Origin of the sequence: Pectobacterium jejuense, from assembly GCF_026800125.1 — a bacterium.
GTDB lineage: Bacteria > Pseudomonadota > Gammaproteobacteria > Enterobacterales > Enterobacteriaceae > Pectobacterium > Pectobacterium jejuense.
This window is the reverse complement of record NZ_JAPQKX010000003.1, coordinates 301,020-321,405: the sequence shown is the minus strand read 5'-3', so window position 1 is coordinate 321,405 and position 20,386 is coordinate 301,020. Positions and strand designations below refer to the sequence as shown.

17 protein-coding genes and 1 riboswitch are annotated in these 20,386 nt (G+C 51.6%); of the genes, 8 read left to right on the top strand and 9 right to left on the bottom strand.

The genetic code is table 11. The annotated features are described in order from the left end of the window. Positions 1 to 32 precede the first annotated feature (32 nt). Positions 33 to 129: riboswitch (TPP riboswitch) on the bottom strand. Between the two features lie 174 nt (positions 130 to 303). Further along, positions 304 to 1,209: a LysR family transcriptional regulator gene (locus tag NXT09_RS07830; RefSeq protein WP_268579337.1), complete on the bottom strand. Its 906-nt coding sequence runs from the start codon at positions 1,207 to 1,209 to the stop codon at positions 304 to 306. A gap of 283 nt (positions 1,210 to 1,492) precedes the next feature. On the opposite strand from NXT09_RS07830, the gene NXT09_RS07825 reads away from it, so the two are divergent. After that, on the top strand, positions 1,493 to 2,422 hold the full coding sequence (locus NXT09_RS07825) for an aromatic alcohol reductase (protein ID WP_268579336.1): 930 nt from the start codon (positions 1,493 to 1,495) through the stop codon (positions 2,420 to 2,422). Between the two features lie 50 nt (positions 2,423 to 2,472). Here NXT09_RS07825 and sgrR read toward each other — a convergent pair whose 3' ends face one another. After that, positions 2,473 to 4,131 carry an HTH-type transcriptional regulator SgrR gene (sgrR, locus tag NXT09_RS07820; RefSeq protein WP_268579335.1) on the bottom strand — a complete coding sequence of 553 codons (1,659 nt, stop codon included), beginning with the start codon at positions 4,129 to 4,131 and terminating at the stop codon, positions 2,473 to 2,475. 90 nt (positions 4,132 to 4,221) lie between these two features. On the opposite strand from sgrR, the gene sgrT reads away from it, so the two are divergent. Then, a complete protein-coding gene (gene sgrT / locus NXT09_RS07815; RefSeq protein ID WP_095992910.1) occupies positions 4,222 to 4,386 on the top strand; it encodes a glucose uptake inhibitor SgrT in 165 nt (54 codons plus the stop codon). 202 nt (positions 4,387 to 4,588) lie between these two features. On the opposite strand, the gene NXT09_RS07810 is transcribed toward sgrT, so the two are convergent. The 3 genes from NXT09_RS07810 to tnaC form a co-directional block, all read right to left on the bottom strand. Further along, entirely contained in the window at positions 4,589 to 5,149 is a 561-nt protein-coding gene (locus tag NXT09_RS07810) for a helix-turn-helix transcriptional regulator (RefSeq protein ID WP_268579334.1), read from the bottom strand. Positions 5,150 to 5,354: 205 nt separating this feature from the next. After that, complete coding sequence (tnaA, locus tag NXT09_RS07805) at positions 5,355 to 6,755, bottom strand: tryptophanase (protein WP_268579333.1); 1,401 nt, start codon at positions 6,753 to 6,755, stop codon at positions 5,355 to 5,357. A gap of 96 nt (positions 6,756 to 6,851) precedes the next feature. Continuing rightward, positions 6,852 to 6,962, bottom strand: coding sequence for a tryptophanase leader peptide (tnaC, locus tag NXT09_RS07800; RefSeq protein WP_039501496.1), 111 nt, complete (start codon positions 6,960 to 6,962; stop codon positions 6,852 to 6,854). A 544-nt stretch (positions 6,963 to 7,506) separates the two neighbouring features. On the opposite strand from tnaC, the gene NXT09_RS07795 reads away from it, so the two are divergent. The 4 genes from NXT09_RS07795 to NXT09_RS07780 all read left to right on the top strand — a co-directional run bounded on the left by NXT09_RS07795 (position 7,507) and on the right by NXT09_RS07780 (position 11,311). After that, positions 7,507 to 9,126: a methyl-accepting chemotaxis protein gene (locus NXT09_RS07795; RefSeq protein ID WP_268579332.1), complete on the top strand. Its 1,620-nt coding sequence runs from the start codon at positions 7,507 to 7,509 to the stop codon at positions 9,124 to 9,126. A 200-nt stretch (positions 9,127 to 9,326) separates the two neighbouring features. After that, on the top strand, positions 9,327 to 10,163 hold the full coding sequence (locus NXT09_RS07790; RefSeq protein WP_014916665.1) for an AraC family transcriptional regulator: 837 nt from the start codon (positions 9,327 to 9,329) through the stop codon (positions 10,161 to 10,163). Positions 10,164 to 10,268: 105 nt separating this feature from the next. Further along, a complete protein-coding gene (locus tag NXT09_RS07785) occupies positions 10,269 to 11,003 on the top strand; it encodes an AzlC family ABC transporter permease (RefSeq protein WP_268579331.1) in 735 nt (244 codons plus the stop codon). After that, on the top strand, positions 11,000 to 11,311 hold the full coding sequence (locus NXT09_RS07780; protein ID WP_039501490.1) for an AzlD domain-containing protein: 312 nt from the start codon (positions 11,000 to 11,002) through the stop codon (positions 11,309 to 11,311). The genes NXT09_RS07785 and NXT09_RS07780 overlap by 4 nt, the downstream gene beginning before the upstream one ends. 68 nt (positions 11,312 to 11,379) lie before the next feature. Here the strand turns inward: NXT09_RS07780 and leuD are convergent, their stop codons facing one another. The 4 genes from leuD to leuA are packed head-to-tail and all read right to left on the bottom strand — an operon-like array spanning position 11,380 to position 16,088. After that, positions 11,380 to 11,982 (bottom strand): 3-isopropylmalate dehydratase small subunit, encoded by a 603-nt coding sequence (leuD, locus tag NXT09_RS07775; protein WP_039526799.1) that lies wholly within the window; start codon positions 11,980 to 11,982, stop codon positions 11,380 to 11,382. Between the two features lie 13 nt (positions 11,983 to 11,995). Beyond that, on the bottom strand, positions 11,996 to 13,396 hold the full coding sequence (gene leuC, locus NXT09_RS07770) for a 3-isopropylmalate dehydratase large subunit (protein ID WP_268579330.1): 1,401 nt from the start codon (positions 13,394 to 13,396) through the stop codon (positions 11,996 to 11,998). Between the two features lie 2 nt (positions 13,397 to 13,398). After that, positions 13,399 to 14,490 (bottom strand): 3-isopropylmalate dehydrogenase, encoded by a 1,092-nt coding sequence (gene leuB, locus NXT09_RS07765; RefSeq protein ID WP_010298064.1) that lies wholly within the window; start codon positions 14,488 to 14,490, stop codon positions 13,399 to 13,401. Continuing rightward, the gene (gene leuA / locus NXT09_RS07760) at positions 14,490 to 16,088 is read right to left on the bottom strand and encodes a 2-isopropylmalate synthase (protein ID WP_039278285.1); all 1,599 of its coding nucleotides are present in this window, start codon (positions 16,086 to 16,088) and stop codon (positions 14,490 to 14,492) included. Before leuA ends, leuB begins: the two co-directional genes overlap by 1 nt. 410 nt (positions 16,089 to 16,498) lie before the next feature. Between leuA and NXT09_RS07755 the strand changes: the two genes are divergently transcribed. Both NXT09_RS07755 and ilvI read left to right on the top strand, forming a co-directional pair. After that, the gene (locus NXT09_RS07755) at positions 16,499 to 18,304 is read left to right on the top strand and encodes an AMP-dependent synthetase/ligase (RefSeq protein WP_268579329.1); all 1,806 of its coding nucleotides are present in this window, start codon (positions 16,499 to 16,501) and stop codon (positions 18,302 to 18,304) included. Positions 18,305 to 18,665: 361 nt separating this feature from the next. Further along, positions 18,666 to 20,384, top strand: a complete 1,719-nt coding sequence (gene ilvI, locus NXT09_RS07750) for an acetolactate synthase 3 large subunit (RefSeq protein ID WP_205551701.1) — start codon at positions 18,666 to 18,668, stop codon at positions 20,382 to 20,384. Positions 20,385 to 20,386: the final 2 nt, after the last annotated feature.

Sequence of the window (20,386 nt, the reverse complement as noted above, 5' to 3'; positions counted from 1 at the left end):
ATCATAGGGTGGCAAAGGACTTTGAGGCAGCAATAAGCAGCACTCTCAAATCCCTTCGCCGGTATTAACCGGATCAGGTTCGACGGGTATCTTCTCAGCGAAAAATTTTCCGCACCCCGTTGAGAACGGCACATTGTAAAGGGTTAAGTCGGGCAGCGAAAGGCTCTCAGCGTTCCGACGGCGCAAACCTGGTGGATTTAAACTCAAACTCGCCCTATAGGCTCGCTCAGATACTGTGGTGTAACAGCCGTATGCTCACAACTTCGCTTAACGTGACGGCTTTTGTGTCCTATTTGTGGTCATTTACCATTTAATGGCCTCCTGCCCGATCCGCGCAGTACACCAGTCGATAAAGGCGCGGATCGCAGGCGAGAGGTGGCGGCTTTGTGGGTAGAGAATGAAAAGAGGTTCAAGTGGTGCACTGATATCAGGAAGTAGCCTGACAAGATGTCCATCAGCAAGTTGCTGGGGCACCATATAGCTGGCAATGCGTATTAGCCCCAAACCGGCTACACCAGCGGCAACATAGGCATCAGTGTCATTTACGCTGATCTGTGCTGTTATTGGAATTGCTACGGTGCGCGATCCATCGTGAAAATCCCAGCGAGCTGAATGTCCTGTCCGGCTGTGGGTATATCCTACTGCGGTGTGCTCTTTGAGCGAGTCTAACGTTGTAGGGTAACCATGCTTCTCTAGATAGCGTGGAGACGCGCAAATATACCACTGGAACGCACCGAGTCGCCGTGCGACCAGTCGCGATAACGGCGGTTCTCCGGTTCTGATGACACAATCGATACCCTGCTGGACGATATCCACGGTGGCATCACCCAAGTGGAAGTCCAACTTTATTCCGGGATGACGTTCAAAGAAGTCGGGCAGCGTGGGGATAAGGAAATTTTTGACCAGAGAAGATGTCGCACCGATTCTGATCGTTCCATGCAGTTCTTCCTTTTGCTGTGCCGTTACGCTTTCAGCGGCGTGCACATCATGCAAGATCGCTTTGCAACTGTCGTAATAGCGCAGGCCAACATCCGTAATGCTGAGCGCTCGTGTTGTTCGGTTGAGTAACCGAGCCCCCAGATGTGATTCGAGTTCCTTAATGCTGCGGGTTACGGTGGAGGGTAAAACATGCATGGTTTCCGCCGCTTTTTTGAAACTACCCGCATCGACCACTCGCATGAATATTTCCATGGCCTGAAACCGATCCATACGATGTCTCCTCATTTTGTTATGAAACTTCATAAGACGCGTATATGGCGTACCTATCGTGTCAGCGGCTACATCACTTAATTGTTTGATTTTTTCAAATTATTAAGTGATGTGGCTGAATCTTATCATGCGCGCATTCTTGTATAACATAACACTCCATCTCTGAAATGGCTGATTTTTACAAGAGTTATCAGCTCAGGGACATATTGGCAAACTGAATGCATGGGGAAAATTCGCTCATCCCTATGATGTCGATAATTTGAAATTTCGAAGGAGTTAAAAAATGAATAACAGCGGATCGGTGCTGAAGGACATTCTTGTGCTTGGTGCAGGACAGCTCGGTATGGCTGTCCTACGTGCTCTCGCCCCGCGTGCGCGAGCCTTGGAGTTGTCGGTCACGGCGCTCGTTTCACCGGGTACTATTAACGATCCTTCGGTGCAGGATAGGGCAAAGCTGGCTGAACTCCGCGCACTAGGCATTGACGTTATGGGATTCGACCTGGCTTCTGATGAACACGCCCTGACAGCGCTTTTCAATAGTTATAAGACGGTATTGAATTGTTCGGGATTTGTGGCAGGGCCGGGCACTCAGATGAAAATAACCAGAGCGGTGTTGGCTGCCAACGTTGCGCGCTATTTTCCTTGGCAATTCGGTGTTGATTATGACGTTGTGGGCCGAAACAGCGGCCATCCGGTTTTTGATGAACAGTACGACGTGAGGCAGCTGCTACGTAGCCAACTGAGTACCGAATGGGTGATTGTCTCGACTGGCATGTTCACGAGTTTCCTGTTTGAGCCAGCCTTCGACGTGGTGGATCTGGAACGTGGAACCGTTCATGGCTTGGGAAGTTGGGATACCAAAGTGACAGTGACGATCCCCGAGGACATTGGCTGGCTGACGACTGAAATATTGCTGGCTGAACCACGATTGGCTAATGAGGTTGTTTACGTGGCAGGTGACACGATCTCATACGGGCAACTTGCCGATGTCGTCGAACGGGTCACGGGGAAGGCATTTAAGAAGACCGTATGGACTCTGGATAAATTGCGGGCGGATTTGAAAGCTGCTCCGGATGACGTAATGGCCCGCTATCGTGCAGCATTTGCCTTGGGTGAGGGAATGTGGTGGGACAAATCCGGCACCTTCAACGAACGTAATGGTTACGAGACGGTCGACGTCGAGCATTTCTTACGAATGCATGTGCAAAAATAGACAGAAGAGTGCGGCGCGATTCACTTTGTCCCGCACTTTTTCAGATACAGTCAGCGTTCCGGCGGTGCAAACCAGGCGGATTTAAAATCAAACCAGCCCAGCATATTCATCCTGACGCCGCGCATACTGCGCTGACCCTGAAGCTGTAGCCAGTGATGTAGAAGAGGGTGCACCTGGCCGCTACCGATCAACTTTTCACACCATTCCGCCATCGGCAGCGAGTGATTGCGCCACTGCTGTGCATCCGCATGCAGATCGTCATCCAGACAGTGCTGCACCAGCGGAAGTTCGTAGAGCATCGCGAATAGGGAGAATTCGAGCGGCAAATAGCAGTTCACGCTGCTAAACCAGATGTCACTTTCGGCATTGCCCTGATACCAGTCTTCGTAGCTGACCGTCTGGATATGCAGCGTGACGCCGTGTTCCGCCAGCAGCGCACGCATGATTTCGCTTAATATTCGGTACTCAGGGTGCTCATGATAAAAGGTCAGCGTCACCTGCGTCAGCCCTGCGGGAATAGGTTGGCGTTCGTCTGGATGGTGATGATGCCAGCGTGGCAACAGGCTGTAGGCGGGGGACCAGTCGCGCTGGTGGCTGGTGTCGGCATGGCTGAGTAGCGAAATCGGGTTAAAGACCTGCCAGAGCCAGCGGCGAACCTGCGGGCATTTAGCAAGCGGTGAACGTTTATCGAACAGCAGGAAATAGCAGCCTTCTTCCATCCGGCTTTCCAACTGTTCATGGCGAGAATCATCAGACTGGAATTGGACGGAGACCGGCATTTCCTCCGGTTCGTCCGGCAGTACCCAGATGTTGACTTCATCGATCAGCGCCCGATAGCCAAAATAATCATCGAAGGCGCGGATCTTTAACTGGTTGCTGTTATTGCGCACCACGGCGTAAGGGCCGGTACCAATCGGGTGTTGAGCGAAATCGGGTAGCGTTTGCCATTCCTGCGGCAAAATCATGGCGTGCACGCTGCCCAAAAGCCACGGCAGCCAGTTATCCGGGCTGTTCAGCCGGATATCAATCACGAACGGCATCGGTGATGTGATGGTTTCAAGGTGCGAAAACAGCGGCCATGCGGTGAGGCGCTTGAGGGAGGTGATGACATCATCCATCGTGAGCTCGCGACCGTGATGGAAGCGAATGGCCGGACGCAGATAAAAACGCCAGTGCAGCGGTGCCAGCATCTGCCAATGATGAGCAAGGTCGGGTTTTATTTCCCCATTTTCCTCATTTATATTGGTCAGCCCACTAAAAATTTGCCGCGCAATGTGCATTTCCGAACGCCGCAGCGCCGAACCGGGCTGTAAGTTGCGTAAGGGTCGGTAATAGAGGATGCGCAGAATATGCTTTCCCTGCCGGAAACTCCGTCCAAGGTGGGCAAGTAACATCTGGCGTACCGCTTCTTTGTCACCCACCAACTGCACTAGCTGCTCAATGCGATCCTGCTCCAGCAGATCCTCGGCACGCTGCTGCTGTAGCGCTAATCCGGTATACACAAACGATAGCTGCGAGCGCTTTCCTCTTCCAGCTTCGGCCTGCCAGACAAGCCAACCTTCCTGCTGCATCGCGTTCAGTAATGAGCGGATATGGCGGCGTGAGCAGTTCAACACCCCGGTCAACTCTTGCAGAGTGGTGTCGGTGGTTTGCCCCTGGAAGTGTTGCCACAGGCGGATGAACTGTTGTTGCAATCGAGGGGAAGACATAAAAGAGGAACTCCCTGCACTAAAGTCATCAATTTATCTTTCCCTATATTACGTCGATACTTTGCAACAAGGAAAGAGAGGAGGTGGCTTATGGCGATTTCCAGTTTGTACCAGTTCTATCGAACCTACTTATCGACCTGTAAAGCGAAGTGGTTTCGATGGATGTCTACCCAACAGCGCATTGCATTACTGCAGCAGGCGACGCAGTGGCACCTGAAAGACATGTCTGACGACGAGTACCGTCATTGGCTCTAGGTAGTACGAAACAATTTATTCTGAGTAAGACAATTTATTCTGAGTAAGACAATTTATTCTGAATAAAACAATGTATTCTGAGTAATGGTGATGTTTCACCAGCCAGCGAATTTTTCGCTGGCTTTTTTTATGGTGTTTACCTGCCGCTAGCTTTTGACTATCGGGAGTGGTTTGCAGGGCAAGGGGATACCTGTGGCACTGTTCACGTAATGATTTGTTCACGTAATGGTTTGCCTTCGCTGAGTAATGCACAATAACGTACCAATTCGTCCTGCTGGCGTGCATTGCGGATCTGTAAGGCCAGATTAATCGTGGCAAGCTCCCTGGCGTTATCGGCTAATTCCTGGGGTATTTTTTTTTGTTTGGCCAGCCAGTCGGCGACATCGCTCCACTCCCACAGCGGCGATGTACCGCGTAAGCGCTGGACCGGGGAGGGGAAATCCCCCGCACCACGTTTCCCATCTTTGAGAAGCGCAATCGCCTGACGCGATAGCGCAGATAAAGCGGCGATGTCACTGATCCCAACCCAGGCTGCATCCACGGAGTGGACTTTGGCTTTGATGCTCGCGGATTCAATATCATGAATAGCGCTAATGACAGCTTTAGAAAAGCTAGGGCTTTCTCGATCAAATTCGAGATAGACAGCGCTGCCATAGAAGCAGATCAAGGCATCGTCGCAGCCGCTGGTAAAAAGCGCATCCTCCAGTCCTGCGGTGTCTGCGGAAACGCCCGATAGCGTGAGAGAAAAGTGATACGTCGTCATAAATTCCTCGGTAAGCCGTGTGTCTTCTATTGTTTCAGTATTGCCGACAGCTATCGACGTTGCGGCGGATTTGCTTTGCGTGATTTTCTGGGACTGATGGCGTGGACCAAATACTCATCATATGGATACTGTGATCCGGCGTGCCGCAGATAAGCCTGCCAAATGCGTGTCCGCAGAGAAAGACACCGGGCATGCTTACGGCAGGTTACTCCACCGGTTTTAGACGGGCGACAAAGTGCCGCAGCACGGGGGGCTCATAGGTGAACGTTAACCCTTTAATATCGCTGGCACGGGATTTTAATGCGATAAGGGCATCTGCAATATAGTCCATGTGGTCGTTGGTGTAGACCCGGCGTGGGATAGTCAGACGCAGTAGCTCAAGCGGTGACGCTTTCTGTTGCCCGGTGTCTGGATCGCGCCCCAGCAGAAGCGAGCCGATTTCAACGCTGCGGATACCGGCTTCCAGATACAGCGCATTGTTAAGAGCTTGTGCAGGGAATTGCTCTGGCGGAATATGAGGCAATAGCCGTGCAGCATCGACAAAGACAGCGTGTCCTCCAACGGGATACTGAATCGGAATCCCACCGGCTTTCAGGCGTTCTCCGAGATAGGCGACCTGTCCAATACGGTAGGCCAGATAGTCTTCGTCCATCCCTTCTTCCAGCCCGATGGCGAGCGCCTCCATATCTCGTCCAGCCAGTCCGCCATAGGTGACGAAACCTTCCATCGGAACGCAGCGAATGCGCACCTCGTTAAACAGGTCCTCGTCGCTGCGGAAACAGCACAGCCCACCAATATTCACCATGGGATCTTTCTTCGCGGACATCGTCAGCATGTCGCCGTATTCATACATTTCATGCACGATGGCTTTAATGGATTTATCCGCGTAGCCCGCTTCGCGCTGCTTGATAAACCAGGCGTTTTCGCAGAAACGTGCCGAATCAATCACCACAGGGATCTGATGCTGCTGTGCAATACGGTAGACGTCGCGCATGTTGCTCATCGAGACGGGCTGTCCGCCTGAGCTGTTGCAGGTTACCGTGGTGATAATGGCGACGACATTCTCCGCGCCATGCTGTGAAATCACGCTTTGTAACTGGTCCAGATCGAAATCGCCTTTCCAGTCATAGGCCGTGTTCGTATCAAAAGCTTTTGGTGTGACGACGTTAATGGCCCGAGCGCCATTTAGCTCCACGTGCGCAGCGGTGGTATCGAAGTGAAAGTTGGAAATGAAGACCGGCTTTTTCGCGCCGCCAGCACGCTGTTTCTTGGCTATCAGACACGGAAATAAAATCTGTTCCGCGCCGCGACCCTGATGGGTAGGAATCGTAAACGGATAGCCTAGTAAGGTTTCGACTTTTTCGCACAAATGGTAGTAATTGCGTGACCCCGCGTAGGCTTCATCACCCATCATTAAACCAGCCCACTGGCGGTCGCTCATCGCGCCAGTGCCAGAATCAGTCAACAGGTCGATGTAGACATCTTCGCTACGCAGCAGGAAAGGGTTGTACCCCGCCTCTGTCAGCGCTTTTTCACGTTCCGCCTGCGTGGTCATGCGGATATTTTCTACCATCTTAATGCGGAATGGTTCAGGGATGCGTTTCATGCCATAGATCTCCAGAAAAAAGAATTCCGTCACGACACGTTATGTAACGCCGAAGTAAGGAATGCAGGAACAGGAAATAATCAGCGTGGCGCTGATTCAGGCATGAGGCGGACGAGGAAAATCATTGGTGAGGCGATGGTCGATGTTGAACCAGGCCCGGCAATCGCCAGAGATGCTTAAACGGTAACGCTGAATAATGCGCGCCATAGGCTCCTCTCACACATTGAGTTGAACGTTTTCAGCATAGTACCTCCGCGGGAAAATACCGTGATCGAAATGGCAACTCGGCTTACTGCTTTTTCTCGGTGTGTGACGCCTTGTGTGCTCGTCGTGCGGAGTAATGTGGGGGTTCTGTATTCAGGATGACGAAATAGTGAATCAGTCAGTAATGTTGAATGTTCAAGCGTGTTTATTCTCAATAAAAAAGAATGACTCCGTTAATCTATTTTTTCTCTTATAATTAATATTAGTGTAAGAATAATGACTAAAATAATTCACTAATTTAGTGTAATGGTTTTCATTATAAATTGTTTTTTTAGGAAACTATTTTCGTTGAAATTATAGGCGATTTTTTTGTGATGGCGGTCCTATGGATAAATTATTTTTTATAGCCCACTGTTTTTTATCTTGTGTTTAACGCACATTGTCACAGTCCTTAAATATTATGTAACATGTAGCGGCGTTTTATTTTTTCTTGCTTACCAGCAATTTACTTCACAGCAATTTTTTGAATAACTCGACGGATGTAAAAATGAGCGATGTTCCTTATCAGTCAATAGCGATTTACGAAAAACCAGAACCTTGGCACGCTGCCCCTGGCGTGCACAACATTAAACTGACGCCCCTTTTCGTCATTGTTTTTTCTGGTGTTTTACTTCTTTTTGCCTTGGCAGTTTCCACATCGTCCTATTTTCTTAAGCAGGCTGAACAGTCGTTAAATAGTTCGACACTGGAATTGAATGTTCGAATGGAACTTGTTGATAGTGCTAATCATATGCGTGCGGCGCGTATGAATTTGCTACATGCTGTGAATCACTTACGTAATGGTCTTACTGATAACTACAATGCAAGTATGAAAGCGGCAGAAGAACGCCTGTCGCTGTCTCAGCAAATGTTTAATGGGTATCAAAATAGGTCGGTTCGCTCTGATGTTGAACTCGCCCGCGATAACGAATTAAAAGCGCGCTATGGCGATTATGTTGAACGCGGTATTAAACCCATGTTTGATATAGCGAAGAAGGGCAATGTTGAAGAACTCAATGCGTTTGAATCGACAGTGATGTCTAAATTGGATGATGACTATGATGTGCCGTTGAAAGCGTCTTATCTTTATCGAGTTGAGATGGCAAAAAATATTAATGTGACGGCTGAAAGGAATTCCACTCTGGGCTATACGCTCATGATAGGTGCCTTTATTCTGGCTGTCGTATTAACGGGCATGACGTTCTTAGTCATTCGTCGGGTCATTATTAACCCAGTGCAGTATTGGGTGTCGCGTATACAGGCAATCGCGCACGGTGATTTAACGCGCACGAGTGTGGATGTCGGACGGAATGAAATCGGTATTTTGGGGAACAACATCCAGCAAATGCAGGATTCGCTCTCCGAAACGGTTGGCTCGGTACGCGATAGTGCAGAGTCGATTCACAGCAGTTCGACGAAAATTGCCGTCGGTAATACAGATTTGTCTGCACGAACCGAGCAGCAGGCTGCGGCGTTAGCGGAAACGGCGGCTAGCATGGAGCAGCTCACGGCTGCGGTGAAGCAGAATACCGATAACGCGCACCATGCCAGCGATGTGGCGACGGAGACCTCAGCCAAAGCGGTGAACGGCGGCAGCATTGTTGAACAGGTTGTGGGTTCTATGTCGGACATCGCCAGAAGTTCGGACAAGATTTCTGAGATTATCACGCTCATTAACGGGATTGCATTCCAGACCAATATTCTGGCGCTGAATGCGGCGGTTGAAGCAGCCAGAGCGGGCGAGCAGGGAAAAGGCTTCGCGGTAGTTGCAGGGGAAGTACGTAATCTGGCACAGCGCTCGGCTAACGCCGCAACGGAAATTGCTGCATTAATTAAAGAATCTGAAACCAGAGTGACGGAAGGAACGGCGCTGGCATCCGAAGCGGGTAAAGCGATGGCCGAAATTGTGGCTGAAATTAATAACGTCACCCGCATTATCAATGAGATTGCGCTGGCGTCTGATGAACAGAGCAGTGGTATCAATCAGGTGTCGTTAGCGATATCAGAAATGGATCGCGTCACGCAACAGAACGCGACGCTGGTGCTTGAAGCGTCCTCGTCTGCTGCATCGCTTGAGCAGCAGGCCGAACGGTTGAATCTTGGCGTGTCCCGATTTCATCTGATGTAACCCGGTTGGTAAAAGACAGGAATCATCATCAGTGGCCAGCGGCTTTGTCGCTGGCTTTTTTCGTTGTTTTTTCGAGCATGGGGATGTGAATCCGCTTCTGATAGAATCAGTGAACAGGTACGCTGTTTCTGGCGATAAAGAAGGATGCGCATGTCGCTTCCGCTAGAGCAATTTTGTACAAACGATAAGAGGATTAACGCGTGCATAAAAAGCCGGTAGTGCAAGAGCAAACACACTTCAGACACCTGGAGGCATTAGGTGGTCTGGATATGTTGCAGGCGCAGTACTATCAGCAGCGTTTTCCTCGTCATGTGCATGATACATATTGCATCAGCGTAATTGAGCAGGGGGCTCAGCGTTTTTATCGCTCTGGCGCAGAGCACGTTGCGCCCAAAGGCGACATCATTCTGGTGAACGCAGACGATGTACACACGGGGAGTTCGGAGGTCGAAACTGGCTGGGCCTATCGCGCCATTTATCCGCACCCCGATCTTTTTCGTTCGATCAATCAGGATCTGCAACGCTCAAAGGATTCCATCCCGTGGTTTCCCGACGCCGTTGTTCACGACCCAGGGCTGTCGGATCAGTTGCTCATGACGTTCAATATGCTCGCTCAGCCGGGCAATATGCTCTTGAAAGAAACGCTGCTGTTGTCGTCATTAACCTGGCTGACGATGCGCTACAGCAAGACGCGCCTGACGCCACAGATGTTGCCCGTTGCGACCCAAAATATACTGAACGTTAAAGCGTTTATGGACAGCTACCCCGAGAGAGAACTGGCTCTCGTTGAATTGGCCGCGCTGGCCGAACTCAGTGTGTGGCACTTCTTACGACAGTTTAAAGCGGTGGTGGGGATTACGCCTCACGCCTACTTGATTCAGGCTCGTCTGCGCAAAGCTAAGGCATTGCTGCGTAAAGGCGATGCTATCCTTGATGTCTCCGTACGGTGCGGTTTTACCGATCAGAGCCACTTCCACCGTCATTTCAAAAATTCTTTGGGGCTGACGCCAGGGGAGTTTGCTAAAGGCAATCTGTAGTTATACTCGGCCCCTATTCTGGGGCGCAGCAAATTCATCCAATACTCTTAAAAAACGTTTTGTTAGTTTTCCGCTATCGATATTTTTATGGTAGTGCAATGTTATATGGAAAACACCGTAGCCCGTTCATCGTCTGAATCAAAAGAGACTGTTAGTCCGTGGAAGCATTTTATGACCGGCGTGGTTGAAATGCTTCCGCTCTGTTTGTCCGTGGTGCCCTGGGGAATTCTGGCTGGCTCTATGGCTATCCAGTCGGGATTGTCCGTTGGGCAAAGTATCGGGATGTCCGCGATTATTTTCGCGGGGGCGGCGCAGCTCGTGTCACTAGGCTTACTTATGTCTGGGGCGAATGTCGCGACGCTATTAATCTCTGTTTTTTTTATTACCGCTCAGCACCTGATATATGGCCTGACGCTACGCGAATATGTTTCAACGTTGAAATTGAGAAAGCGCCTTCCTATCGGCTTTTTATTATCAGACGAGCTTTTTGCACTCAGCGAAAAGAAAGACCGGAAGAACAACGTTAGCACCAGCTATTTAATTGGTGCCGGTTTCACCTTTTATATTTTTTGGAATATCTTCAGCATTCTTGGCGTGGTCATGGCGTCATCTGTGCCCGATTTGGATAAGTATCATCTTGATTATTCTATCGTTGCCACGTTCATCACCATTGTTGTACCGATGATAAAGAAAATCAGTACCTTTTCTGGCGTTCTGTTTTCTCTGCTGTTGTCGATGCTATTAACCTATTTCAAGATAGAAGGTGCCATTGCTATCGCCGGCGTCGGCGGCATGTTTTTCTCTGTGTTCATTGCGTCTGTGTTTAAGGAAGAAAAATGAGCTGGTTATTGATATTCGTTCTGGCAGGGATCGTGTTTTTTAATCGCTACATTTTTCTTGAGCCTGCCGTACCGGTAAAAATTCCGGTTTTACTCCATCGTGCATTAAAGTATTCAGCACCTTGTTTACTCACTGCGATTTGCGGACCGATTATTTTAATGGACCACGGCGTGATTCGCGCATTTCCTGATAACCCGTATTTTCTCGGCGCGATAGTGAGTGTCGTGATTTCATTCTTTATCAGAAATATTGTGGGCGCAGTGCTTTTGAGTATGTTGGCTTTCTATCTGATTGCAGCGCTGTTGTAATCCGCCCATTCTTCCAAAAGAAAAAGCCCGCAATAAAGTGCGGGCTTCGGGCTATTTGTAGTCTTGAATCAGTTCAGAAAGGCAGGCTGATTCTTTTCATACTCGGTAATAGACGCTTCGTGTTGCAGCGTCAGGCCGATGCTGTCTAATCCGTTGATCATGCAGTGACGGCGGAAGCTGTCGATTTCGAACGGATAGCTTTTGCTGCCCGCCTGAACGACCTGATTTTCCAGATCGACCGTGAAGTTAATGCCTTCCTGCCCGTCAACCAGCTTGAACAGCTCGTCCACTTCCTCGTCGCTCAACTTCACCGGCAGCAGCTGGTTGTTAAACGAGTTGCCGTAGAAGATATCGGCGAAACTTGGAGCGATAACGACTTTGAAGCCGTAATCGGTCAGCGCCCACGGTGCGTGCTCACGGGAAGAGCCACAGCCGAAGTTTTCTCGAGCCAGCAGGATACTCGCCCCTTTGTAATGCGGCTGGTTCAGCACAAACTCAGGGTTAGGCTGTTGGCCCGCATCATCCAGAAAGCGCCAGTCGTGGAACAGGTGTTGGCCGAAACCGGTACGCGTTACCTTTTGCAGAAACTGCTTGGGAATGATGGCGTCAGTATCGACGTTAGCGGCATCCAGAGGAACCACCAGACCAGTGTGTTGAGTAAATTTAGCCATGTCGGTTTCTCTCTTAATTCAACTCGCGGACGTCGGCAAAGCGACCCGTCACTGCGGCAGCCGCAGCCATTGCCGGGCTAACCAGATGGGTGCGGCCAGCGCGACCCTGACGGCCTTCAAAGTTACGGTTGCTGGTTGATGCACAACGCTCGCCGGGGTTCAGACGGTCATTGTTCATTGCCAGACACATGGAGCAGCCCGGTAAGCGCCACTCAAAGCCCGCCTCAATGAACACTTTATCCAGCCCTTCCAGTTCCGCCATGGTTTTTACCGGGCCGGAACCGGGTACGACGATAGCTTGAACGCCAGCGGCGACTTTACGCCCTTTGGCGATTTCTGCCGCGGCGCGCAAATCTTCGATACGCGAGTTGGTGCAGGAGCCGATGAAGACTTTATCGATCTTCACGTCAGTCAGTTTAATGCCGGGTTGCAAATCCATATAGGCCAGTGCTTTGGCCGCGGAGGCGCGTTCTACCGGATCGCTGAAAGAGTCAGGGCTAGGGATTTCCTGATTGACGGCGATAACCTGACCGGGGTTGGTACCCCAGGTGACCTGCGGCGCGATCTGAGCGGCGTCCAGCGTGACAACCGTATCGAATTGCGCGTCATCATCGGATTTCAGCGTGCTCCAGTACGCAACGGCGGCGTCCCAGTTGGCATCTTTCGGTGCAAACTGACGGCCTTTCAGGTAGTTGAAAGTGGTGTCATCCGGTGCAACCAGACCCGCTTTCGCGCCCATTTCAATCGCCATGTTGCACAGCGTCATACGGCCTTCCATGCTCAGCGCACGAATAGCGGTACCGCAGAATTCAACCACGTGACCGGTGCCGCCTGCGCTACCGGTTTTACCGATGATCGCCAGCACGATGTCTTTCGCGGTGATGCCGTTTGGGGCATCGCCGGTGACTTCGATCTTCATGGTTTTGGCGCGACCCTGTTTCAGGGTTTGCGTCGCCAGCACATGTTCCACTTCCGACGTACCGATACCGAAAGCCAGTGAGCCAAACGCGCCGTGCGTTGCTGTGTGTGAGTCACCGCAGACGATGGTCATACCCGGCAGCGTCATCCCTTGTTCAGGCCCGATAACGTGAACGATACCCTGATACGGGTGGTTCAGGTCATACAGCTGAACGCCGAATTCTGCACAGTTTTTGATTAACTCCTGCATCTGAATGCGGGCCATCTCACCGCTGGCGTTGATGTCTTTGGTCTGCGTGGACACGTTGTGGTCCATGGTCGCAAAGGTTTTCCCCGGTTGACGAACCTTACGGCTCATCGCGCGCAGGCCGTCGAAGGCCTGTGGTGAAGTCACTTCGTGTACCAGATGTCTGTCGATGTACAGCAGCGGCGTTTCGTTCGGCGCTTCATGAACCACGTGCGCGTCGAACAATTTTTGATATAACGTCTTACCCATGGTTATGCCCCTTGCGCGACAAAACGCGCAATCACGTCGCCCATTTCATTGGTGCCGATCGCGCTACCGGTGCTTGCCAGATCGGCAGTGCGGTAGCCTTCAGCCAGTGCGGTATTGACGGCTTTTTCGATCGCTTCTGCGGCATCATCCGCACCCAGGCTGTAGCGCAGCAGCAGCGCCAGCGACAGAATCTGTGCAATCGGGTTGGCAATATCTTTACCAGCGATATCCGGTGCCGAACCGCCAGCCGGTTCGTACAGGCCAAAGCCTTGCTCGTTCAGGCTTGCGGAAGGCAGCATGCCCATTGAACCGGTAATCATGGCGCACTCGTCGGACAGAATGTCACCGAACAGGTTAGAACACAGCATCACGTCAAACTGAGACGGATCTTTAATTAACTGCATCGTCGCGTTATCGATATACAGATGGGACAGCTTCACATCGGGATAGGCTTTGGCGACTTCGTTGACGATCTCGCGCCACAGAATCGAGCTTTGCAGCACGTTGGCTTTATCGATGGAGGTCACGATGCTGCGACGTTTGCGAGCGGATTCAAACGCGATATGGGCGATGCGCTCAATCTCAAAACGATGATACACCTCGGTATCGAAAGCGCGCTCATACTGACCGCTACCTTCACGACCTTTTGGCTGGCCGAAGTAGATCCCACCCGTCAGTTCGCGGACGCACAGGATATCAAAGCCTTTCGCGGCGATGTCGCTACGCAGCGGACAAAACGCTTCCAGCCCCTGATACAGACGAGCAGGACGCAGGTTGCTGAACAGTTTGAAGTGCTTACGCAGAGGCAATAACGCACCGCGCTCTGGCTGTTCTGCCGGCGGCAGGTGTTCCCATTTCGGGCCACCCACGGAACCAAACAGAATCGCATCGGCCTGCTCACAGCCTGCGACGGTCGCCTGTGGCAGCGGCGTGCCCTGACGGTCAATGGCGATACCGCCAACGTCATATTCGCTGGTGGTAATGCGGATGCCAAAACGCTGACGTACCGCATCCAGTACTTTATGGGCCTGCGCCATTACTTCTGGGCCAATGCCGTCTCCGGGTAAAACGGCGATATGGTAGCTCTTTGTCATCACACTGTTTCCTGACTGTTTTGTTGTTTGCTATCGTTTTGTTGTTGGTTACTGTGCTGCTGCAGACGTTGAATTTCTTTTTCTACCTGCTGAGCACGTTTGATGTTGTTTAATACATTTACCATTGCCTGCGCGGAAGATTCAACGATATCCGTTGCCAGACCGACGCCGTGGAAGCGACGCCCTTGATAATCCGCGACAATATCAACCTGACCCAGCGCATCACGACCCTGACCTTTGGCGGTCAGTTGGTATTTGACCAGTGAAACCTGATAACCCGTAATGCGGTTGATCGCCTGATAAACGGCATCCACCGGGCCATTCCCCGTCGCGGCTTCTGACTGGGTTTCTTCGCCGCAGATCAGTTTGACAGAGGCGGTTGCCATCACGCTGGAACCAGACTGAACGCTGAAATAATCCAGATGATAGAACTCAGGCTCTTCCTGCTGACGGCTGATAAAGGCCAGCGCTTCCAGATCGTAATCAAAGACCTGACCTTTCTTGTCCGCCAGTTTCAGGAAGGCAGAGTACAAATCGTCCAGATTGTAATCGCTGTCCTGATAGCCCATCTCTTCCATGCGGTGTTTCACCGCCGCGCGACCGGAACGGGAAGTCAGGTTCAGCTGTACTTCTTTCAGGCCGATGGATTCCGGCGTCATGATTTCGTAGTTTTCACGGTTCTTCAGCACGCCATCCTGGTGAATACCAGAGGAGTGAGCGAAGGCGTTAGCACCCACAACCGCTTTGTTAGCAGGGATAGGCATGTTGCAAATCTGGCTGACCAGTTGGCTGGTACGGTAGATTTCCTGATGATTGATGTTGGTGTGTACATTCAGAATGTTATGGCGAGTTTTGATCGCCATGATGACTTCTTCCAGTGAACAGTTACCCGCGCGTTCGCCGATACCGTTCAGTGTGCCTTCGACCTGACGAGCGCCTGCATGCACCGCTGCCATGGCGTTGCCGACGGCCAGACCCAGATCGTCATGAGTGTGAACGGAAATGATAGCTTTATCGATATTGGGAACACGTTGGTACAACGAGGCGATGATATTGCCGAACTCATGCGGCATGGTGTAGCCGACGGTGTCAGGAATATTGATGGTTCGAGCACCGGCATTGATGGCGGCTTCAACCACGCGACACAGGTCTGGGATTGGCGTACGTCCCGCATCTTCGCAGGAAAATTCAACGTCATCTGTGTAGTTACGCGCGCGTTTGATCATGTAAATAGCGCGTTCGATCACTTCATCCAGCGTGCTGCGCAGCTTCGTGGCGATGTGCATCGGTGAGGTTGCGATAAAGGTGTGGATACGGAACGCTTCTGCGACACGCAGCGCCTCTGCAGCGACATCGATGTCCTTCTCGACGCAGCGGGTCAGGCCACACACACGACTGTTTTTGATATTACGGGCGATCGTCTGAACAGATTCAAAGTCGCCGGGAGAGGACACAGGAAAGCCGACTTCCATGACATCAACGCCCATACGCTCCAGGGCGAAGGCAATTTGCAGCTTTTCTTTTACACTCAGACTCGCCTGTAATGCCTGTTCACCATCGCGTAATGTGGTATCGAAAATAATGACTTGCTCGCTCATCGGTTTAGTTCCTTGTCGTGTCTACTTGTACTTGGCGCTCGGCGAGTAAAAAAAAACCCGCGCATCAGCGCGGGTTTTTGTATCGTGTGGCGAGAAACTTAGTTCTGAACTCTGCCCACAAACCTACCGCGCAAGAAGGATGCGTTTAGTAGTAGGCTTAGTAGGACAGTAAAGTTGAACATGGTGTCTCGTCATCTAAAATTCGGTGTTCCTTTATTGGTACGCGATTATCAGGGTTATGTCAACTTTTGATTGGTGTGACATGCATCAAGTAAACCAGCGATAGCCTGCGCCGAATGAACGAAAGATCGTTGCGGTTTTGAACAATGACGGTAGACTGCACGCCAAATAATGTACAGCTGTACGCTGAAACGCTGTCAAATTCTTCCCCCTTAGAAATTCTTTTACAGATGAATAATCATTTACAGCCATACCATGTGGTGCACCGGGTCCAAGATCGAATCAATCACTGCGCAGGCCGTATCACGTTGCGCGAGTGGACGCCTGCGGGCGAACAGCAGCTCACCTGGACACAGGCCGGGCAGCGCATTCAGCGCATTGCCAGCGCGCTTTTAGCGCTGGGGCTGGATGTTCAGGAACGGGTTGCGATTTTCTCTCACAACTCAATGAACTGGTCGCTGGCCGATCTGGCGCTGCTGCACCTGCGTGCGATCAGCGTGCCAATCTATGCCACGAATACGGCGGCACAGGCGGCATTCATCATCAACGATGCGGATATCCGTACGATATTCGTCGGCGGCCAGGAGCAGTTGGATGCGCTGCTGGCGCTGCGGGATACGTGCCCGCAACTGCGAAACATCATCGTGATGGATGAAGGCGTTAACCTGCGTGGTAGCGACATCGTACAATCCCTGCATGAATTTGAAGCGCAGGCCGTAGACGATTTCTGGCGTGATGAATGGCAAGCGCGTATCGACAGCCGCGATCTCAACGATCTGTTTACGCTGATTTATACCTCTGGTACTACCGGCGAGCCGAAAGGCGTCATGCTGGATTACACCAACATGGCGATGCAGCTTAAGCTACATGACGATCGTCTGGATATGTCAGAAAATGACGTATCGCTCTGTTTCTTGCCGCTTTCCCACGTATTTGAACGTGCGTGGAGCTTTGTCATCATGCATCGTGGTGCCCAGAACGTGTATCTCAACAACACGAATCTGGTTCGTGATGCGATGCAGGCGGTGAAGCCGACGGTGATGTGCGCCGTACCGCGTTTTTATGAGAAAGTGTATAGCGCCATCCATGAAAAAGTGGCGCAGGCACCGTGGTATCGCCAGCGGCTATTTAACTGGGCTATCGCGCAGGGGCAACATGCTTTTCTGACGAGCCAGACCGCGAAGAAGGGCGGCCTTTTCCGCCGCGTGATGCACCACTATGCAGACCGTCTGGTGTTAGGGAAACTGCGCCAACTGCTGGGGGGCGAGATTCGTTTTATGCCAGCCGCAGGCGCGCGACTGGATGACAACATCATTCTGTTTTTCCGGTCGATTGGGATTCGCATTATCTATGGTTACGGCATGACCGAAACCTGTGCGACGGTTTCCTGTTGGGAGGAAGGCCGCTTCCGTCTGGGCTCTATTGGTACGCCGCTGCCGGGCATTGAGGTCCGCATTGGCGAGGAAAAAGAGATTCAGGTACGCGGTGCGACCATCATGCGGGGTTATTTCCACCGTCCGCAGGAAACCGCAGAAACGTTTACCGAAGATGGCTGGCTGAAAACCGGCGATGCGGGAGAGCTGGATGCCAACGGTAACTTGTTTATTACCGAACGGTTGAAAGATCTGATGAAAACCTCCGGCGGTAAATATATTGCACCGCAGCATCTGGAAGGTACGCTGGGACAGGATCGCTTCATCGAGCAGGTTGCGATTATTGCGGACACGCGTAAGTACGTGTCTGCGCTGATTGTTCCCTGCTTCGAAGCATTGGAAGAATATGCTCACTCCATCAACCTGAAGTACCACGATCGTCTGGAGCTGCTGCGCCACAGCCATATTATTGAGCTGTTCGAACAGCGTTTGCGGGAGATGCAGAAGGAGCTCTCCCGCGTGGAGCAGGTGAAGAAATTCACGCTGCTGCCCGTGCCGTTTTCGATGGCAGAAGGGGAACTGACGCCAACGCTCAAGCTGCGCAGGAAGATCATCAACCAGCGTTACCAGTTGGAAATTGATGCGATGTACGCAGAGTCTTGATGATGTCGTAGGCCGAGAAGCGCGTTTCCTGAAAAGAAATGTGGTTTTCGGCCTCAATATTTCACTCTGTAATTTATGTCCTTCATGGACGATCTCTCAGGTCGGAAGGTTCCCAGTTAGTATTTTATCTCAGTTCCTTTTTCCCTCACGTTCGATTTCCCCTAGGCACGATTAAGGGCGGTGGTTTTTTGCCGTTTGTCTGCGTCATAATCTGGCGTTATGTTAATGGGTTATCAGTAATCCCTATAATATTTCGTATTCTTGTACTAAAAGTTAACAGTATTAATACAATGTGAGCTCGGGGATTTCTCCCGATCAATACAGAAGCGGATTCCGCTTTCTGAACAAAAGAGGCAGACCCATGGAGATGTTGTCAGGCGCCGAAATGGTGGTCCGATCGTTGATCGATCAGGGCGTAAAACATGTGTTCGGTTATCCGGGCGGTGCGGTGTTGGATATTTACGACGCCCTGCATACGGTTGGCGGTATCGATCATATTTTGGTGCGGCATGAGCAAGGTGCGGTACATATGGCGGATGGCTATACGCGCGCGACGGGTGAGGTCGGCGTTGTGCTGGTCACGTCCGGTCCCGGTGCGACCAATGCCATTACCGGTATCGCTACTGCCTATATGGACTCCATTCCTATGGTGGTGTTGTCCGGTCAGGTTGCGACTTCGTTGATTGGCTACGATTCCTTCCAGGAATGCGACATGGTGGGGATCTCTCGTCCGATCGTGAAGCACAGTTTTCTGGTCAAGAAAGCGGAAGATGTCCCGACTGTCCTGAAAAAAGCGTTTTATCTGGCATCAACCGGACGTCCGGGGCCTGTGGTGGTCGATCTGCCGAAAGACGTTATGAATCCGGCGAATAAGCTGCCGTACGTTTATCCCGAAAGCATCAGCATGCGTTCCTATAGCCCGACGGTTCAAGGGCACAAAGGGCAGATTCGTCGTGCGCTGCAAACGCTGCTGGCGGCAGAAAAACCGATTATCTACGGCGGTGGCGGCGTGATTAACGCGGAGTGCCACGAAGAACTGCTGACGCTGGCCGAAAAACTTAACCTGCCAGTGACAACTTCGCTGATGGGGCTGGGCGGTTTTCCCGGCACGCATCGTCAATGCCTCGGTATGCTGGGGATGCACGGGACGTATGAAGCCAACATGGCTATGCATAACGCCGATGTCATTTTCGCCGTAGGGGTGCGCTTCGACGACCGTACGACGAACAATCTGGCGAAGTACTGTCCGAATGCGACGGTATTGCATATTGATATCGATCCCGCGTCGATTTCCAAAACGGTCAATGCCGATGTTCCTATCGTTGGCGATGCCAAACAGGTATTAAGCCTGATGCTGGAGTTGCTGGCGCAAGATGGCGCACAGCAGCAGTTTGATGCGCTGCGCGACTGGTGGCAGGTTATCGAACAGTGGCGTGGGCGTCACTGTCTGAAATACAGCACCGACAGCGACAAGATTAAACCGCAGGCGGTGATTGAAACGCTGCACCGGCTGACCGAAGGCAAAGCCTATGTGGCATCGGACGTCGGCCAGCACCAGATGTTCGCCGCGCTGTATTATCCTTTCGATTTACCGCGCCGCTGGGTGAACTCCGGTGGACTGGGCACGATGGGCTTTGGCCTGCCTGCGGCATTGGGTATCAAACTTGCTCTGCCGGAAGAGACTGTAATTTGCGTAACGGGCGACGGCAGTATTCAGATGAATATTCAGGAGCTTTCTACGGCGCTGCAATATGATCTGCCTGTGGTGGTCATTAACCTGAACAACCGTTTCCTCGGCATGGTGAAACAGTGGCAGGACATGATTTACTCTGGCCGCCATTCCAGTTCTTACATGGAATCATTACCGGATTTCGTCAAGTTGGCTGAAGCGTACGGTCACGTCGGGATTTCTATCGATACGCCGGACGAACTGGAAAGCAAGCTGTTGCAAGCGCTGGCGCAGAAAGACCGTCTGGTGTTTGTTGATATCAACATCGACAGCAGCGAGCATGTTTACCCCATGCAGATTCGCGGCGGTGCGATGGATGAAATGTGGTTGAGCAAAACGGAGAGGACCTGATC

Coding starts and splice junctions, on each gene's coding strand:
- sgrT (WP_095992910.1), top strand. CDS start 4,222: ATGGCGATTTCCAGTTTGTACCAGTTCTATCGAACCTACTTATCGACC.
- NXT09_RS07755 (WP_268579329.1), top strand. CDS start 16,499: ATGAATAATCATTTACAGCCATACCATGTGGTGCACCGGGTCCAAGAT.
- NXT09_RS07830 (WP_268579337.1), bottom strand. CDS start 1,209: ATGGATCGGTTTCAGGCCATGGAAATATTCATGCGAGTGGTCGATGCG.
- NXT09_RS07785 (WP_268579331.1), top strand. CDS start 10,269: ATGGAAAACACCGTAGCCCGTTCATCGTCTGAATCAAAAGAGACTGTT.
- tnaC (WP_039501496.1), bottom strand. CDS start 6,962: ATGGCGCGCATTATTCAGCGTTACCGTTTAAGCATCTCTGGCGATTGC.
- NXT09_RS07810 (WP_268579334.1), bottom strand. CDS start 5,149: ATGACGACGTATCACTTTTCTCTCACGCTATCGGGCGTTTCCGCAGAC.
- ilvI (WP_205551701.1), top strand. CDS start 18,666: ATGGAGATGTTGTCAGGCGCCGAAATGGTGGTCCGATCGTTGATCGAT.
- tnaA (WP_268579333.1), bottom strand. CDS start 6,755: ATGAAACGCATCCCTGAACCATTCCGCATTAAGATGGTAGAAAATATC.
- sgrR (WP_268579335.1), bottom strand. CDS start 4,131: ATGTCTTCCCCTCGATTGCAACAACAGTTCATCCGCCTGTGGCAACAC.
- NXT09_RS07825 (WP_268579336.1), top strand. CDS start 1,493: ATGAATAACAGCGGATCGGTGCTGAAGGACATTCTTGTGCTTGGTGCA.
- leuA (WP_039278285.1), bottom strand. CDS start 16,088: ATGAGCGAGCAAGTCATTATTTTCGATACCACATTACGCGATGGTGAA.
- leuB (WP_010298064.1), bottom strand. CDS start 14,490: ATGACAAAGAGCTACCATATCGCCGTTTTACCCGGAGACGGCATTGGC.
- NXT09_RS07795 (WP_268579332.1), top strand. CDS start 7,507: ATGAGCGATGTTCCTTATCAGTCAATAGCGATTTACGAAAAACCAGAA.
- leuD (WP_039526799.1), bottom strand. CDS start 11,982: ATGGCTAAATTTACTCAACACACTGGTCTGGTGGTTCCTCTGGATGCC.
- NXT09_RS07780 (WP_039501490.1), top strand. CDS start 11,000: ATGAGCTGGTTATTGATATTCGTTCTGGCAGGGATCGTGTTTTTTAAT.
- leuC (WP_268579330.1), bottom strand. CDS start 13,396: ATGGGTAAGACGTTATATCAAAAATTGTTCGACGCGCACGTGGTTCAT.